We start from the raw sequence: 14,711 nt of genomic DNA, 5'->3' as shown, positions 1-14,711 counted from the left end.
ACCACCGCGCTCGACGTGACGATCCAGGCGCAGATCCTCGACCTCTTGGGGAACCTCAAGACCGAGGAGGACATGAGCCTGCTGTTCATCACCCATGACCTTGGCATCGTGCGGCGCATCGCCGACCGGGTCTGCGTGATGAAGGATGGCGAGATCGTCGAACAGGGCCTGACGTCCGAGATCTTCGCCGCGCCGAAACATCCCTATACACAGATGCTGCTGTCGGCGGAAAGCACCGGCAAACCGGACCCCGTGGACGAAGGCGCCGAGGAAATCGCCCGCACCGACAACCTCAAGATCTGGTTCCCGATCCAGCGCGGGCTGATGAAACGCACCGTGGGCTACGTCAAGGCGGTCAACGACGCGACCATCGCCGTGCGTGCGGGTGAAACCGTGGGCATCGTGGGCGAAAGCGGCTCGGGCAAGACAACGCTGGCGCTGGCGATCATGCGGCTGATCAAGTCCGAGGGCGGCATCACCTATCGCGGCCAGGACGTGAACGCCTGGTCGACCAAGCGCCTGCGCAAGCTGCGCTCGGAAATGCAGATCGTCTTCCAGGACCCCTACGGCTCGCTGAGCCCGCGGATGACCTGCGAACAGATCATCGCCGAGGGGCTGGAGGTGCATGGCGCGCCGGACGGGCGCCCCCACCGCGAACTGGTGGCCGAGGTCATGACCGAGGTCGGCCTGGACCCGATGACCATGCACCGCTACCCGCACGAGTTCTCGGGCGGGCAGCGCCAGCGCATCGCGATCGCCCGCGCAATGGTGCTGCGGCCCCGTCTGGTGGTGCTGGACGAGCCGACCTCGGCGCTGGACATGACGGTGCAGGTGCAGATCGTGAACCTGCTTCGCAACCTTCAGCGCAAGTATGACCTCGCCTACCTGTTCATTTCGCATGACCTGAAGGTGGTGCGCGCGATGAGCCACAAGGTCATCGTGATGAAACAGGGCGACGTGGTGGAATATGGCCCCGCCGAAGCGATCTTTGACGCGCCGCAGACGGACTATACCCGGGAGTTGCTGGCCGCAGCCTTCGACGCGGCCTGAGCGGCGTCAGATCGCGCTGGAATGACCTGCCTTTGACAGGTCGTAGGCGTCAAAGGCCCGCGCGATGATGCGGGTCAGCGGCCGCATTTCCTGCGGGATGAACAGCCCGTCGTCGCTGATGACCAGCATGTTCTCGAACCGGGCGTTGGCCTCGCGGAACAGGGTGAACAGCGCCTCGCGCGAGATGGTGAAATCGCGCAGGATCTCGGCGGCATTGATGCGGAAATCGCACATCAATGCCTCGATCAGGCGGGCGCGCAGACGGTCGTCGCCCTTGAAGGTATGGCCGCGCGCGGTGGCGAATTGGCCGTCCCTCACCGCGGCGATGTACTTCGACGTGCCAGGCGCGTTCTGGGCGAACCCCTGCGGAAACTTCGAGATCGACGACGCCCCCAGCCCGATCAGCACATCCGAGGTGTCATCGGTGTAGCCCTGGAAATTCCGCCGCAGGCTGCCGTTGCGCTGTGCCACGGCCAGCCCGTCGTCGCGGGTGGCGAAATGGTCGATGCCGATCTCTGCATAGCCATCCCAGACGAAGAGCCGCCGTGCCGTATCGAAAAGCTCCAGCCGCTCTTGTGGCGTGGGCAGCGCGTCCGAGGGCAGCATCTGCTGCCGCTTGGCCATCCAGGGCACATGCGCATAGCCGTAAAGCGCCACGCGGTCCGGCGCGAAGCTGAGCAGCTTTTGCACGGTTTCGGTGATGCGGGCGCGGGTCTGGTGCGGCAGGCCGAACAGGATGTCGGCATTCAGGCTTGCAACGCCACGCGCGCGGATCAGCTCGACTGCCGCACGGGTCACGTCATAGCCCTGTTCGCGACCGATCGCGCCCTGGATCTGCGGGTCGAAATCCTGCACCCCGATCGAGGCGCGGTTCATGCCGCCTTCGGCAAGGGCGTCCAGCCGCGCCGCATCGATCTCGTTCGGGTCGATCTCGACGGAAAACTCGTAGCCCTCCGCAAAATCGGCGACCCGTCGGGTCGCCGCGATCAGGCGTTTCATCAGGTCAGGTGACATCAGGGTCGGCGTGCCGCCGCCCCAGTGCAGCCGCGACAGGCGCACCCCCTGCGGCAAGGCACTGCGCAAGAGCTCCAGCTCCTGTTCGAGGACGGTCACATAGCTTTCGACCGGGCCCAAAGTCGACGTTCCCTGGGTCCGGCAGGCGCAGAACCAGCACAGCCTGCGGCAAAATGGTACATGCAAGTAAAGGGATATGTTACCATTTACAGGAACAGAGCGAACCCACTCTTCGAATCGTGTCGGCCCCACGTCGCCATCGAAATGCGGTGAGGTCGGATAAGACGTGTATCGCGGCACTTTGGCGTCAAAGAGTCCAAGCCGCGCGAGTTGAGTTCGGTTCGCCATAAGCGTACGGTTAGGGCACGGAAAAGCGCCGGGCTTTGACGCAGATCAACATAAGGCAAGCGTAATGCTGAATGAACGAAGCTTGAGTGTCGCGCCCGACTGTGGCGATTGCCCGATCCGCCACCGGGCGGTCTGTGCACGATGCGAAAGCGACGAACTCGAGCGCCTTGAGCAGATCAAGTATTACCGCAAGTTCGAGGCCGGACAGTCGATCATCTGGGCCGGCGACCGCATGGATTTCGTGGGGTCCGTCGTGTCCGGGATCGCAACCCTGAGCCAGGCGATGGAAGACGGTCGCACGCAGATGGTGGGCCTACTGCTGCCCAGCGATTTCGTTGGCCGCCCCGGGCGCAACACCGCCGCCTACGACGTGGTGGCCACGACCGATGTCGTCATGTGCTGTTTCCGCCGGTCCCCTTTCGAGGACCTGATGACACGTACGCCGCATATCGCCCAGCGCCTGTTGGAGATGACGCTGGACGAACTGGATGCCGCGCGCGAGTGGATGCTGGTTCTGGGGCGCAAGACCGCGCGCGAGAAGATCGCCTCGCTGTTGTCGATCATTGCCCGCCGCGACGCCACCCTGAACAAGCGCGGTGCCGCCTCCGGCCCGATCGTCTTTGACCTGCCGCTGACCCGTGAGGCGATGGCCGATTACCTGGGCCTGACGCTGGAAACCGTGAGCCGCCAGATCTCGGCCCTGAAAAAGGACGGCGTGATCCACCTGGAAGGCAAGCGCCACGTCACCGTGCCGGACATGTCCCGCCTGATGGACGAGGCAGGGGACGACGCGGACGGGGGTCTGCTTGTCTGAGGGACTGCCCTTTTTCACCTGCGACGTCTTCACGGAAACCGCCTATGCCGGCAATCCGCTGGCCATCGTCGAGGATGCGGATGGGTTGAGCGATGCCGCGATGCAGACCATCGCGCGCGAGTTCAACCTGTCCGAAACGATCTTTGTCCGGTCTCCCGCCGATCCGGCGCACACAGCCAGCGTCCGGATCTTCTTTCCCACGGCAGAGATCCCCTTTGCGGGGCATCCGACCATTGGCTGTGCCATCCACCTTGCACTGAAGGATGCACCCGAAGGCGATTTCGAGACCCGCATCACGCTGGAAGAAGTGGCCGGGCTGGTTCCGGTACAAGTCTGGCGCCGGGACGGACGCCTGGGCGCAGAGTTCCGCGCGCCGGTCCTGCCACACGCGGCCAACACCGGCGAGATGCCCAGCAGGAAAGCGATCGCCGCCGCGCTTGGCCTCTCGGCAGAGCAGATTGGATTTGAAGGGCACCGCCCCGCCCTTTGGCAGGGTGGACCGGCCTTTGGGTACGTCCCGGTGCGCGACCGCGCCGCCCTGGCCGCCGCGCGGCCCAATGGCGCCGCATGGGAGGCGCTATGCGCCGCGACCGGCCTTGGCTCGCATTACCTTTATGCGCCGGGGCAAGAGACGGATTTCTCCGCACGCATGTTCGCCCCCGGAGAAGGCATCCCGGAGGACCCGGCCACCGGATCGGCCTCTGCCATCCTCGCGGCACAACTGCTGGCTTCGGGCGCGCTGTCGGAAGGCGAAACACGGTTGGTGCTGGAACAGGGGGTCGACATGGGCCGCCCCAGCCGAATCGGGTTGCGTATCCAGGCCACCAGCGGCGCGCTGGACAGCATCCATGTCCAGGGCTCTGCGGTGCCGGTCAGTTCGGGACGACTTGTGCCACCCGCCGCCTGAGCCCCCTCACGAAAAGGGGCCGCCCGTGCTCCCGACACGAACGGCCCCGATCCGGTCATGGCATCCGCATCAATGGGCCATGAAGACCGACACACCCGCCTGTTCCAGCATGTTGCGGGTGGCGCCGCCCAGGATGGCCTCGCGGAAGCGCGAGTGGCCATAGGCGCCCATCACGACCATGTCGGCGCTGATGTCCGACACATGCCGCAGCAGGACATCGGACACGCGCGGCATCGTCTTGGCCAGCACGTCGACCTCCGCCTTGACACCGTGGCGGGCAAGGAATTCCGACACCATCCCCCCCGGGTCCGACCGGTTCGGACCGTGTTTCGGCGGGTCAATCACCACCACATGCACCGTATCTGCCTGCTTCAGCAGGGGCATGGCGGACCGTACCGCGCGCAGGGCCTCGTTGCTTTCGTTCCAGCCAAGCACGATACGCTTGGGCTTGGCCGCTGGCTCGACATCCTCGGGCACGACCATGACCGGCACCTGGCCCTCGAACAGCGCGCCTTCGAGGACGGGTTCCAGTTCCACGCCCTTGCCCTCGCCATAGGGCTGCGGCAGCACCACGAGGTCGGTGAAGCGTGCCCGCGAGGCCACATGCCGGCCGATGTCGGCCAGCTGTGCCACGCCGTGATCGACGCTCCACAGAGTGTCGGTCTTTTCCAGCTCGCCGCGCGCGGCGGTGGCCAGCGCCTCGGCCTCGGCGGTGGCCCGTTCCAGGGTTTCCTGCAGGACCATCGCGTTGGCCCCGGCGTAGTAGTACCCCGTCTGGGTGCGATCCACGCCAAGACACAAGGCGCCAAGATGTGCGTCATGGATCTTGGCCACCGTGGCGGCATGGGAAAGGGTCGAGGTCATGAGATCATGGTCGGTGACCACGGTCAGTATCGATTTGAAGGACATTTGCGTCTCCGTCGCTGCGTGGCCCGAGGCTAACCCCGCGCCTTTCGTCGCACCTTGACCCGCGTCAAGGTTAGCGTGGCCATCCATTGATGCAGATCAAGGATGCCTTTCGGCGAACATAGCTAACACGTCCCCAGTCTAAAACCGCCCCTGCGGACAACGAATCGCGCGGGTCAGACGAAGGGACGAAAAATGTTGAATTATCTCAAGCTCATCGTGCTTGGATTGATTGCGATATTCTCGATGATCGCAATCAACTACGCACGAGATGTGGCTTACCTGATCCATGCGATCATTGTCCTGGCGGTCTCCGCCGGGCTGTTTCTGTGGGTCCTGCGCCACACCGACGAGCCGGCGGCACCGGCTCCGCAAAACGAATACATGGACGATGTCGTCCGCTTCGGCGTCATCGCGACCGCCTTCTGGGGCGTGATCGGTTTCATCGCCGGGACCTTCATCGCCTCTCAGCTGGCCTTTCCCGCGCTGAACTTTGACTGGGCGCAGGGCTACCTCAACTTCGGCCGCCTGCGCCCGCTGCACACCAGCGCGGTGATCTTTGCCTTTGGCGGCAACGCGCTGATCGCGACGTCCTTCTACGTCGTGCAGCGCACCAGCGCCGCGCGCCTCTGGGGCGGCAACCTGGCCTGGTTCGTGTTCTGGGGCTATCAGCTGGTGATCGTTCTGGCCGCGACCGGCTATGTGCTGGGGTCGACCCACGCCAAGGAATACGCCGAGCCGGAATGGTACGTCGACTGGCTGCTGACCATCGTCTGGCTTGCCTACCTTGCGGTTTTCGTCGGCACCATCGTCCGCCGCAAAGAGCCGCACATCTACGTGGCCAACTGGTTCTACCTGTCCTTCATCCTGACCGTCGCGATGCTCCACGTCTTCAACAACCTGGCCATCCCGGTCTCGATCTGGGGATCGAAGTCGGTGCAGGTCTTCTCGGGCGTGCAAGACGCGATGACGCAGTGGTGGTACGGCCACAACGCCGTGGGCTTCTTCCTGACCGCCGGCTTCTTGGGCATGATGTATTACTTCATCCCGAAACAGGCCGAACGTCCGGTGTTCAGCTACAAGCTGTCGATCATCCACTTCTGGGCGCTGATCTTCATCTACATCTGGGCCGGTCCGCACCACCTGCACTACACCGCGCTGCCTGACTGGGCCTCGACCCTGGGCATGGTGTTCTCGGTCGTGCTGTGGATGCCGTCCTGGGGTGGCATGATCAACGGCCTGATGACCCTGTCGGGCGCTTGGGACAAATTGCGCACCGACCCGGTGATCCGGATGATGGTGATCTCGGTCGGCTTCTACGGCATGTCCACCTTCGAAGGCCCGATGATGTCGATCCGCGCGGTGAACTCGCTGTCGCACTACACCGACTGGACCATCGGTCACGTCCACTCCGGCGCGCTTGGCTGGAACGGCATGATCACCTTCGGCGCGCTCTACTTCCTGGTGCCCAAGCTGTGGAACCGCGAGCGTCTGTATTCGCTCAGCATGGTCTCCTGGCACTTCTGGCTCGCCACCATCGGCATCGTGCTCTACGCCGCCTCGATGTGGGTGACCGGCATCATGGAAGGCCTGATGTGGCGAGAAGTCGATGCGAACGGCTTCCTCGTGAACTCTTTCGCCGACACCGTGGGCGCCAAGTTCCCGATGTATGTCGTGCGTGCCCTTGGTGGCCTGCTCTACGTCGCCGGTGGCCTCATCATGTGCTACAACCTGTGGATGACCGTGAAACGCGCACCGGCTGTCGAAGCCAGCGCCGCCACGGCCCATGCCACTCCGGCCGAATAAGGAGGACCGGACATGAGCATTCTTCAAAAACACGCCGTCCTTGAAAAGAACGTCACACTGCTGGCCATCTTCGCCTTTCTCGTGGTGACGATTGGTGGCCTGGTGCAGATCGTGCCGCTCTTCTACCTCGAAAACACCATCGAGGACGTCGAAGGCATGCGCCCCTACACGCCGCTGGAACTGGCGGGCCGCGAGGTCTACCTGCGTGAGGGCTGCTACGTCTGCCACAGCCAGATGATCCGCCCGATGCGGGACGAGGTCGAACGCTATGGCCACTACAGCCTTGCGGTCGAGAGCAAGTACGACCACCCGTTCCAGTGGGGATCGAAGCGGACCGGGCCCGACCTGGCCCGCGTCGGTGGCCGCTACTCGGACGAGTGGCACGTCGACCACCTGCGCAACCCGCAGTCGGTGGTGCCGGAATCGGTCATGCCCAAGTACGGCTTCCTCGAGGCCAAGCTGATCGAAGGCACCTATATCGGCGACCTGATGAGCACCAACCGCATGGTGGGCGTGCCCTACAGCGACGAGATGATCGAAGCTGCGCAGGCCGACTTCCTAGCGCAGGCCGATCCGGACAGCGACTACGACGGCCTGCTGGAACGCTACGGCGAGAACGTGAACGTGCGGAACTTTGACGGCGCCCCAGGCGTCTCGGAGGCGGACGCGCTGATCGCCTATCTCCAGATGCTGGGCACGCTGGTCGACTTCTCGACCTTCACGCCCGACGCAAGCCGCTGAGGAGGAACCGACATGGAAACCTATTCCTTCCTTCGGCAACTGGCCGACAGCTGGGCACTTCTGGCGATGTTCGCCTTCTTCGTGGGGATCGTGATCTGGGCCTTCCGGCCCGGATCGGGAAAGGTCCACTCGGACACGGCCAACATCCCGTTCCGCCACGAGAACCGCCCCGCGCCCGCTTCGGGCGACGACACACCCGCCGCAAACTGAGGAGGCCGGGAAAATGAGCAACAACAAGAAGAACGACGATCTCGACTACGAGACGACGGGCCACGAGTGGGACGGCATCCAGGAATACAACAAGCCCCTTCCCAAGTGGTGGCTGTGGACCTTCTATGCCTGCATCGTCTGGGCGATCGGCTATACCATCGCTTACCCCGCCTGGCCCGGCATTTCGGGGGCGACCCCGGGGCTCTTGGGCTTCTCGACGCGGGGCAACGTGGAAAAGGCCATCACCGACCACGAGGCGGAACTGGGTCCGATCAACGACAAGCTCGCCTCGGTCGAGTTGACCGCCATCGCGGATGACCAGGAACTGCTGCAATACGCCAACAACGCCGGCGGCGCGGTCTTCCGCACCTGGTGCGCACAGTGCCACGGCTCTGGCGCAGCGGGCGCCAAGGGCTATCCCAACCTGCTGGACGACGACTGGCTCTGGGGTGGCTCCATCGAGGCGATCCACGAGACCGTCAGCCACGGCATCCGCAACGAGGTGGACGACATGGCCCGCTGGTCGCAGATGCCCGCCTTTGGCCGGGACGAACTGCTGGTCGAGGAAGAGGTCGTGCAGGTCGTCAACTACGTCATGCAGCTGTCGGGGCAGGAGCCGCGTGATCCCGCTGCCGCAGAAGCGGGCGCCGAGGTCTACGACATCAACTGCTCGGGCTGCCACATGGAAGACGGCACTGGCGACCGGTTCCAGGGTGCGCCCAACCTGACCGACCGGATCTGGCTCTACGGCGGCGACTTCGACTCGCTTTACCAGACGGTCTACAACTCGCGGTTCGGCGTGATGCCCCCGATGGGTGGCGCCGACCTGACCGAGGCAGAAATCCGCGCCGTGTCGGTCTATGTGCACGGCCTGGGCGGGGGGGAAGCCTCGGAAGAGTAATCGCCCGCACAAGGTAAAACAAAGCGATCCCCTCGCCGAAAGGCGGGGGGATTTTTTCATGCACAGGGTCTGGCTACTCCGCCCTCGCCGCATGTCGAAAAAACATTGTTGGACATCAAAAAAACCGCGCGGAGGCCCGGCGGTTTGATGCAAGTCAAGGCTGCCGTGCGACGGCCTGTTATTGTCGGGTCAAGGTCGTCGGGAACACCAACCCGACGCAGTCTTCCCGGCCTGAAAGGTCGGGCATGGCGCTGGTGTCCTGTCCTGTTCGCGCGTTTCCTGGGACACCAGCGCCCTTTTCATTCCCCTCACCGACGATCCACCGGCAAGGTTCCCGCAGGCGTTCCACCATCAGGGCGCGGTGCGCTGCATCCGGTCGGCAATGTGACCACCCGCCAAAGGTCGGGGCGATAGACGATCGGGTCAATCATCGCGCCCGCTCCGGCGTCCGGCGTGATTGCGAAACGGCATGTCCTCGTCGAGCCAGCCCAGCTTGGGCAGGTCTTGCGCGTTGCGGTGCGGTGCCCGCGGCTCGTTCCGGGTGGCGGTGAAAAAGCTCTTGGCGAAAATTCCGAACATCTCGGTCTCCTTTGCGTGTCCTGTTCTGCCCTCAACTTGACGGAAGGGACCGCCTCATGCGACTCAGGAATAAATCCGCAGTGTAACCCTGGCTTACATATGAACTGGTCCTCCCTGCCCCCGCTGGCCGCCCTGCGCGCCTTTGCAGCCTACACGGAAACGCGATCTGTCAACGCGGCCGGGGGGTTACTGAATGTTAGCCACGCTGCCATAAGCCAGCAGATGCGGGCGCTGGAAAGCCACCTGGGCGTTGCCTTGCTGGACCGGTCCGGGCGCAAGCTGGCCCTGACCCACGAAGGAGAGACCCTGGGCCGCAGCCTGATCGAGGCTTTCGGGTCGATCACCCAGACCGTCGAGGCGCTGACCGGCGCCGATGCCTCGCGTCCCTTGCAGATCTCGGTCACGCCGACCTTTGCCGCCGCCTGGCTGATGCCGCGGCTGAACGGGTTCCGGGAAAAGCACCCGGACATCAACCTGATGATCGACCCTTCGGCGCTGGTGCAACCGCTGGAACCCGGCGGCATCGACATGGCGCTGCGCTATGGCGACGGCAACTGGCCAGGGCTGGAATCGGATCTGCTGATCCGGTCCCCCATCGTGGTGGTCGCCGCGCCCGACCTTGTCGGCACCCGCGACATCACGTCACCCGCCGACCTGCGCGATTATCACTGGCTCCAGGAACTCGGTACCAACGAGGCGACGGAGTGGTTTGCCCAGCACGGCGTCGACCGCGACGCCGGGCGCGGTTTCACCGCCCTTCCGGGCAACCACATGCTGGAGGCCGCCCGCGCAGGACAGGGCGTCGCCATTGTCGCAGGGGTTTTCGTGGAAAACGACGTCCGCGCCGGGCGTCTGCGCAAGCTCTTCGAAGACAAGCGAAAAAAGGGCTATCACATCGTCACGCGCCCCGGCGTGCCGCGTCCCCCGCTCAAGGCCTTCCTGACCTGGCTGCGCCGCGAGGCGGGCAAAAGCTGAGTCACAAACTCAAAAATTGATACAGGTCAAAGCTGTTGTCCTGCCGCACTGGGTAAACCCCTCGCGAACCCGAGTCCAACGGAGCGATTCCCCGTGTCCGACAGTACCCCACCGTCCCTTTATGCAGCGCGCGAACCGATCTTCCCCAGGCGGGTCAGCGGCAAGTTCCGCAACCTCAAGTGGGTGATCATGATCATCACGCTGGGCATCTATTACATCACGCCCTGGCTTCGTTGGGACCGCGGACCGCAGCTGCCGGACCAGGCGGTACTGATCGACCTGGCCAACCGCCGTTTCTTCTTCTTCTGGATCGAGATCTGGCCGCATGAGTTCTACTTTGTCGCGGGCCTGTTGATCATGGCCGGGCTGGGACTGTTCCTGTTCACCTCGGCGCTGGGCCGGGTCTGGTGCGGCTATGCCTGCCCCCAGACCGTCTGGACAGATCTCTACATCCTCGTGGAACGCTGGGTCGAAGGCGACCGAAATGCGCGCCTGCGCCTGCACCGCCAGGACAAGCTGGATTTTCGCAAGGTGCGGCTGCGGCTGACGAAATGGACGATCTGGTTCCTGATCGGCCTCGCCACCGGCGGCGCCTGGGTGTTCTACTTTACCGACGCGCCGACGCTGCTGGTCGACCTCGTGACCGGGCAGGCGCATCCCGTGGCCTACACCACCATGCTGATCCTGACGGCGACCACCTTTTTCTTTGGCGGCTTCGCACGCGAACAGATCTGCATCTATGCCTGCCCCTGGCCGCGCATCCAGGCCGCCATGATGGACGAGGACACGCTGACCGTCGGCTATCGCGAATGGCGCGGTGAACCGCGCGGCAAGCACCGCAAGGCCGAGGGCGCCGAGAACCTGGGCGACTGCATCGACTGCATGGCCTGCGTCAACGTCTGTCCGATGGGGATCGACATCCGCGACGGGCAACAATTGGAATGCATCACCTGCGCGCTTTGTATCGACGCCTGCGACGACATGATGGCCAAGATCGGCAAGCCCCGCGGTCTGATCGACTACCTGGCCCTGTCGGACGAGCCGCGCGAGCGCGAGGGCAACACGCCGCGCCCGGTCTGGCAGCACGTCTTTCGCGTCCGGACGATGATGTACACGGCGCTGTGGTCTCTCGTCGGCATCGGGCTTGTCTTTGCGCTCTTCATCCGGCCGGACATCGAGATGACGGTCGCACCGGTCCGCAACCCGACCTTCGTGACCCTGTCGGATGGCTCGATCCGGAACACCTACGACGTGCGTCTCCTGAACAAGCACGGCGAGGACCGTCCGTTCCGGATCTCCCTGATCGGAAACGAATACCTGCGGGTCCAGCTGGAAGGCACGCCCTATGAAACCGTGGACGTGCCCGCCAACGAGACCTACCTCCAAAGGGTCTACGTCATCGCGCCGCCCGACTCCGGGCCGGCAGAGGCAGAACGCACCGAATTCCGGTTCTGGGTCGAGGATCTGACCAACGGCGACCGGGCCCATAGCGACACGATCTTCAACGGAGCGGCGAACTGATGGCCAGGAAAGAGTTCAAGCTGACCGGCTGGCATGTGCTGGGAATCTTCGGCGGCGCCTTCGGCATCATCATCGGGGTGAACATCGCGCTGGCGGTCAATGCCGTCAGCACCTTCCCCGGGCTCGAGGTGGCGAACTCCTACGTCGCCAGCCAGACCTTCGACAAGCGCCGCGAGGCGCAGGAGGCCTTGGGCTGGACCGTCGAGGCCCGGCTGGAAGAAGACATGCTGATCCTCTCGATCACAGACGAGGACGGGCGCCCGGTCCAGGCGGGCAAGCTGACCGCGACGGTTGGCCGCCCGACCAACGTCAGCGAGGACCGCGAGCCCGAATTCGCCTTCAACGGCCACGCCTACATCGCCTACGAGGACCTGCGCCCCGGCAACTGGGACGTCTGGCTGAAGGCCACCGCGCTGGATGGCACGCCTTTCGAACAGCGGCTGGAAATGACGGTGACAAACTGAGATGACCGCCACCCTGCGCCCCCCCGCCTCGGCCTGCCCGGCCTGCGCCGCCGCCCCGGCGGCAGAGGCGCTTGCACACCATGAGGCGCCGCAGGAGGCGCATATCGTCCTGTCCCTGCCGACGATCCATTGCGCCGCCTGCATGTCCGCCGTGGAACGCGCGCTGGACAAGGTGCCCCAGGTCCGTTCGGCCCGTGTCAACCTGACCCTGAAACGGGTCAGCATCGAGGCCGACCCGGACCTGACCGCCGCCGACGTGATCCCGGTGGTCCAGGGCGCGGGCTACGAGGCGCATGAACTCGACAACACGGCGATTTCGGCCACGGCCACGGACAAGGCCGGGCGGGATCTGCTCATGCGGCTGGCGGTTGCCGGCTTCGCGGCGATGAACGTCATGCTGCTGTCGATCGCGGTCTGGTCCGGGGCAGAGGGGCCGACGCGCGATCTGTTTCACTGGATCTCGGCGGCGATTGTCCTGCCGGCGGTCGGTTTCTCGGCCATGCCATTCTTCCGCAACGCCTGGACGGCGCTGTCCGCCCGCAGCCTGAACATGGACGTGCCGATTTCGCTGGCCATCCTGCTGGCGGTGGGCACCTCGCTCTGGGAAACCTCGCTGTCGGGCGAGCACGCCTATTTCGATGCCGCCATCGCGCTGACCTTTTTCCTGCTGACGGGGCGTTATCTCGATCACCGCACGCGCTCGGTGGCCCGGTCGGCGGCCGAGGAACTGGCCGCGCTCGAGGTGCCCCGCGCCTGGCGCATCACCGACGCGGGCGAAACGCAGGTCCCGGTGGGCGAACTGGCCGTCGGTGACCTGATCCGCGTGCGCCCCGGCGGGCGGATGCCGGTGGATGGCGAAATCGTCTCGGGCACCTCCGAGCTGGACCGTTCCCTGCTGACCGGCGAGACGCTGCCCGTCTTCGCGGAACCGGGACGGACGGTCAGTGCCGGAGAGGTCAACCTGACCGGCCCGTTGACCATCCGTGCCAGCGCCGTGGGCCGCGACACCTCGCTGCACCGCATGGCCGATCTGGTCGCCGTGGCCGAGTCCGGCCGCTCGCGCTATACCTCGCTGGCCGACCGGGCCGCGAAACTCTACGCACCCGGCGTGCACATCCTGTCGGCCCTGGCCTTCGTCGGCTGGCTGATCTACGCAGGCGACCTGCGCGTGGCCCTGAACATCGCCGCCGCCGTGCTGATCATCACCTGCCCCTGCGCCCTTGGCCTTGCCGTGCCCGCCGTCACAACCGCCGCCTCTGGAAGGTTGTTCAAGCGCGGGCTGCTGATCAAGGATTCGACCGCCCTGGAGCGGCTGGCGCAGGTCGACACGGTGGTTTTCGACAAGACAGGCACGCTGACCTCCGGCACGCCGGAACTGACCAACCTCGGCGATTTCACCCGTCGCGACCTGGAACTCGCGCTGGCGCTGGCCGAAGGCTCCAGTCACCCACTGTCGCAATCCCTGGCCGCCGCCGCGCGCGAGGCCGGGATTAAACCCGAGACCCTGACCGACGTGACCGAGATCCCGGGCCACGGCACCACGGGCATCTGGCGCGGACAGGAGGTCCGGCTGGGCCGGGCAAACTGGGTCGGCGGCGGCCAGACCGACAAGACCGCCGCCTGGCTGCGGGTGGGGGACGGACCGGCACAGGCCTTCCTCTTTACCGACCGCCTGCGCGAGGGGGCCGAAGAGGCCGTCACCGCCCTGCGGGAGGCCGGACTCAAGGTCATCCTGATTTCCGGCGACACCACCCCGGCGGTCGAGTCGCTGGCGGAACGGCTGGGCATCACGCAGTGGATGGCCGAGGCTCTGCCGCAGGACAAATCCACCCGCATCGCCATGATGAGCCGCGACGGCGCGCATGTGCTGATGGTGGGTGACGGGCTGAACGACACGGCGGCGCTGACCGCCGCCCATGCCTCGATCTCGCCCGCCTCGGCGCTGGACGCGGCGCGCGTCGCCTCGGACATCGTCCTTCTGGGCGGCTCGCTGGCGCCGATCCCCGAGGCGGTGCAGACCGCCCGCAAGGCCACCCGCCGCATCCGAGAGAATTTCACCGTGGCAACCTGGTACAACATCATCGCGGTCCCCCTGGCAGTGGCCGGGCTCTGCTCGCCGCTGATTGCCGCATTGGCCATGTCGGCCAGCTCGATTACCGTGTCGCTGAACGCGCTGAGACTGCGATAGGAGGCCCGTCATGAACATCCTGACCTACCTGATTCCGATCTCGTTGGTGCTGGGCGGCGCGGGTCTGGCCTTTTTCGTCTTCACCCTGCGCTCGAACCAGTACGACGACCCCGAGGGCGACGCTCAGCGCATCCTGTCGGGCGAATACGACGACCGGCCAAAGCAGGACTGACAGGCCCAGTCCGCGCGCGGACAGCCTGGCGGATCGGAACAGACCTCTTGGGACACAGACGCTCCAGTCCTCTCCAGCCCCTTTCCGGCTTCTTCTTGGCCAAAATACACCCGGG

Annotated in this window: 15 protein-coding genes; 12 read left to right on the top strand and 3 right to left on the bottom strand. The window is 65.1% G+C overall.

Features of this window, described 5'->3' with window-relative positions:
• Positions 1–1,050: ATP-binding cassette domain-containing protein (locus tag PVW46_RS12480; RefSeq protein WP_274576063.1), on the top strand; the 1,050-nt coding region annotated here is incomplete at its 5' end.
• Positions 1,051–1,056: 6 nt separating this feature from the next.
• Here PVW46_RS12480 and hemN read toward each other — a convergent pair.
• Complete coding sequence (gene hemN / locus PVW46_RS12475; protein ID WP_069209156.1) at positions 1,057–2,412, bottom strand: oxygen-independent coproporphyrinogen III oxidase; 1,356 nt, start codon at positions 2,410–2,412, stop codon at positions 1,057–1,059.
• 64 nt (positions 2,413–2,476) lie between these two features.
• Here hemN and fnrL point away from each other — a divergent pair, with 64 nt between their 5' ends.
• Positions 2,477–3,226: a transcriptional regulator FnrL gene (gene fnrL / locus PVW46_RS12470; RefSeq protein WP_069209157.1), complete on the top strand. Its 750-nt coding sequence runs from the start codon at positions 2,477–2,479 to the stop codon at positions 3,224–3,226.
• On the top strand, positions 3,219–4,133 hold the full coding sequence (locus tag PVW46_RS12465; RefSeq protein ID WP_261394598.1) for a PhzF family phenazine biosynthesis protein: 915 nt from the start codon (positions 3,219–3,221) through the stop codon (positions 4,131–4,133). Before fnrL ends, PVW46_RS12465 begins: the two co-directional genes overlap by 8 nt.
• A 69-nt stretch (positions 4,134–4,202) precedes the next feature.
• Here PVW46_RS12465 and PVW46_RS12460 read toward each other — a convergent pair whose 3' ends face one another.
• The gene (locus PVW46_RS12460) at positions 4,203–5,042 is read right to left on the bottom strand and encodes a universal stress protein (RefSeq protein WP_069209158.1); all 840 of its coding nucleotides are present in this window, start codon (positions 5,040–5,042) and stop codon (positions 4,203–4,205) included.
• Between the two features lie 192 nt (positions 5,043–5,234).
• On the opposite strand from PVW46_RS12460, the gene ccoN reads away from it, so the two are divergent.
• From ccoN to ccoP, 4 genes are read left to right on the top strand one after another with little or no spacing between them, the layout of a single operon-like run.
• Positions 5,235–6,845 (top strand): cytochrome-c oxidase, cbb3-type subunit I, encoded by a 1,611-nt coding sequence (ccoN, locus tag PVW46_RS12455; RefSeq protein ID WP_069209159.1) that lies wholly within the window; start codon positions 5,235–5,237, stop codon positions 6,843–6,845.
• A gap of 12 nt (positions 6,846–6,857) precedes the next feature.
• Positions 6,858–7,586 (top strand): cytochrome-c oxidase, cbb3-type subunit II, encoded by a 729-nt coding sequence (ccoO, locus tag PVW46_RS12450; protein ID WP_069209160.1) that lies wholly within the window; start codon positions 6,858–6,860, stop codon positions 7,584–7,586.
• A gap of 12 nt (positions 7,587–7,598) precedes the next feature.
• Positions 7,599–7,796 (top strand): CcoQ/FixQ family Cbb3-type cytochrome c oxidase assembly chaperone, encoded by a 198-nt coding sequence (locus PVW46_RS12445; RefSeq protein ID WP_043136457.1) that lies wholly within the window; start codon positions 7,599–7,601, stop codon positions 7,794–7,796.
• A 13-nt stretch (positions 7,797–7,809) separates the two neighbouring features.
• Positions 7,810–8,697 (top strand): cytochrome-c oxidase, cbb3-type subunit III, encoded by an 888-nt coding sequence (gene ccoP, locus PVW46_RS12440; protein WP_043136454.1) that lies wholly within the window; start codon positions 7,810–7,812, stop codon positions 8,695–8,697.
• A 423-nt stretch (positions 8,698–9,120) separates the two neighbouring features.
• On the opposite strand, the gene PVW46_RS12435 is transcribed toward ccoP, so the two are convergent.
• Positions 9,121–9,276 (bottom strand): hypothetical protein, encoded by a 156-nt coding sequence (locus tag PVW46_RS12435; protein ID WP_157903830.1) that lies wholly within the window; start codon positions 9,274–9,276, stop codon positions 9,121–9,123.
• Positions 9,277–9,375: 99 nt separating this feature from the next.
• Between PVW46_RS12435 and PVW46_RS12430 the strand changes: the two genes are divergently transcribed.
• From PVW46_RS12430 to ccoS, 5 genes are all read left to right on the top strand, one after another.
• Positions 9,376–10,251, top strand: a complete 876-nt coding sequence (locus PVW46_RS12430) for a LysR substrate-binding domain-containing protein (protein ID WP_074621199.1) — start codon at positions 9,376–9,378, stop codon at positions 10,249–10,251.
• 93 nt (positions 10,252–10,344) lie between these two features.
• A complete protein-coding gene (ccoG, locus tag PVW46_RS12425) occupies positions 10,345–11,772 on the top strand; it encodes a cytochrome c oxidase accessory protein CcoG (protein WP_069209162.1) in 1,428 nt (475 codons plus the stop codon).
• Positions 11,772–12,236: a FixH family protein gene (locus tag PVW46_RS12420; protein WP_043136444.1), complete on the top strand. Its 465-nt coding sequence runs from the start codon at positions 11,772–11,774 to the stop codon at positions 12,234–12,236. Before ccoG ends, PVW46_RS12420 begins: the two co-directional genes overlap by 1 nt.
• Before the next feature lies 1 nt (position 12,237).
• A complete protein-coding gene (locus tag PVW46_RS12415) occupies positions 12,238–14,424 on the top strand; it encodes a heavy metal translocating P-type ATPase (RefSeq protein WP_069209163.1) in 2,187 nt (728 codons plus the stop codon).
• A gap of 10 nt (positions 14,425–14,434) precedes the next feature.
• On the top strand, positions 14,435–14,596 hold the full coding sequence (ccoS, locus tag PVW46_RS12410) for a cbb3-type cytochrome oxidase assembly protein CcoS (RefSeq protein ID WP_043136439.1): 162 nt from the start codon (positions 14,435–14,437) through the stop codon (positions 14,594–14,596).
• The last annotated feature ends 115 nt before the right edge of the window (positions 14,597–14,711 follow it).

The organism is Mameliella sp. AT18, from assembly GCF_028807275.1.
Classification (GTDB): domain Bacteria; phylum Pseudomonadota; class Alphaproteobacteria; order Rhodobacterales; family Rhodobacteraceae; genus Antarctobacter; species Antarctobacter albus.
The sequence above is the reverse complement of the archived record's forward strand: the minus strand, read 5'-3'. Positions and strand labels throughout refer to the sequence as shown.

Excerpts from the sequence above, each read along its gene's own strand:
- hemN (WP_069209156.1), bottom strand. The coding sequence starts at position 2,412 with ATGGCGAACCGAACTCAACTCGCGCGGCTTGGACTCTTTGACGCCAAA.
- ccoP (WP_043136454.1), top strand. The coding sequence starts at position 7,810 with ATGAGCAACAACAAGAAGAACGACGATCTCGACTACGAGACGACGGGC.
- fnrL (WP_069209157.1), top strand. The coding sequence starts at position 2,477 with ATGCTGAATGAACGAAGCTTGAGTGTCGCGCCCGACTGTGGCGATTGC.
- ccoO (WP_069209160.1), top strand. The coding sequence starts at position 6,858 with ATGAGCATTCTTCAAAAACACGCCGTCCTTGAAAAGAACGTCACACTG.
- PVW46_RS12415 (WP_069209163.1), top strand. The coding sequence starts at position 12,238 with ATGACCGCCACCCTGCGCCCCCCCGCCTCGGCCTGCCCGGCCTGCGCC.
- PVW46_RS12460 (WP_069209158.1), bottom strand. The coding sequence starts at position 5,042 with ATGTCCTTCAAATCGATACTGACCGTGGTCACCGACCATGATCTCATG.
- PVW46_RS12430 (WP_074621199.1), top strand. The coding sequence starts at position 9,376 with ATGAACTGGTCCTCCCTGCCCCCGCTGGCCGCCCTGCGCGCCTTTGCA.
- ccoS (WP_043136439.1), top strand. The coding sequence starts at position 14,435 with ATGAACATCCTGACCTACCTGATTCCGATCTCGTTGGTGCTGGGCGGC.
- PVW46_RS12420 (WP_043136444.1), top strand. The coding sequence starts at position 11,772 with ATGGCCAGGAAAGAGTTCAAGCTGACCGGCTGGCATGTGCTGGGAATC.
- ccoN (WP_069209159.1), top strand. The coding sequence starts at position 5,235 with ATGTTGAATTATCTCAAGCTCATCGTGCTTGGATTGATTGCGATATTC.
- PVW46_RS12445 (WP_043136457.1), top strand. The coding sequence starts at position 7,599 with ATGGAAACCTATTCCTTCCTTCGGCAACTGGCCGACAGCTGGGCACTT.
- PVW46_RS12435 (WP_157903830.1), bottom strand. The coding sequence starts at position 9,276 with ATGTTCGGAATTTTCGCCAAGAGCTTTTTCACCGCCACCCGGAACGAG.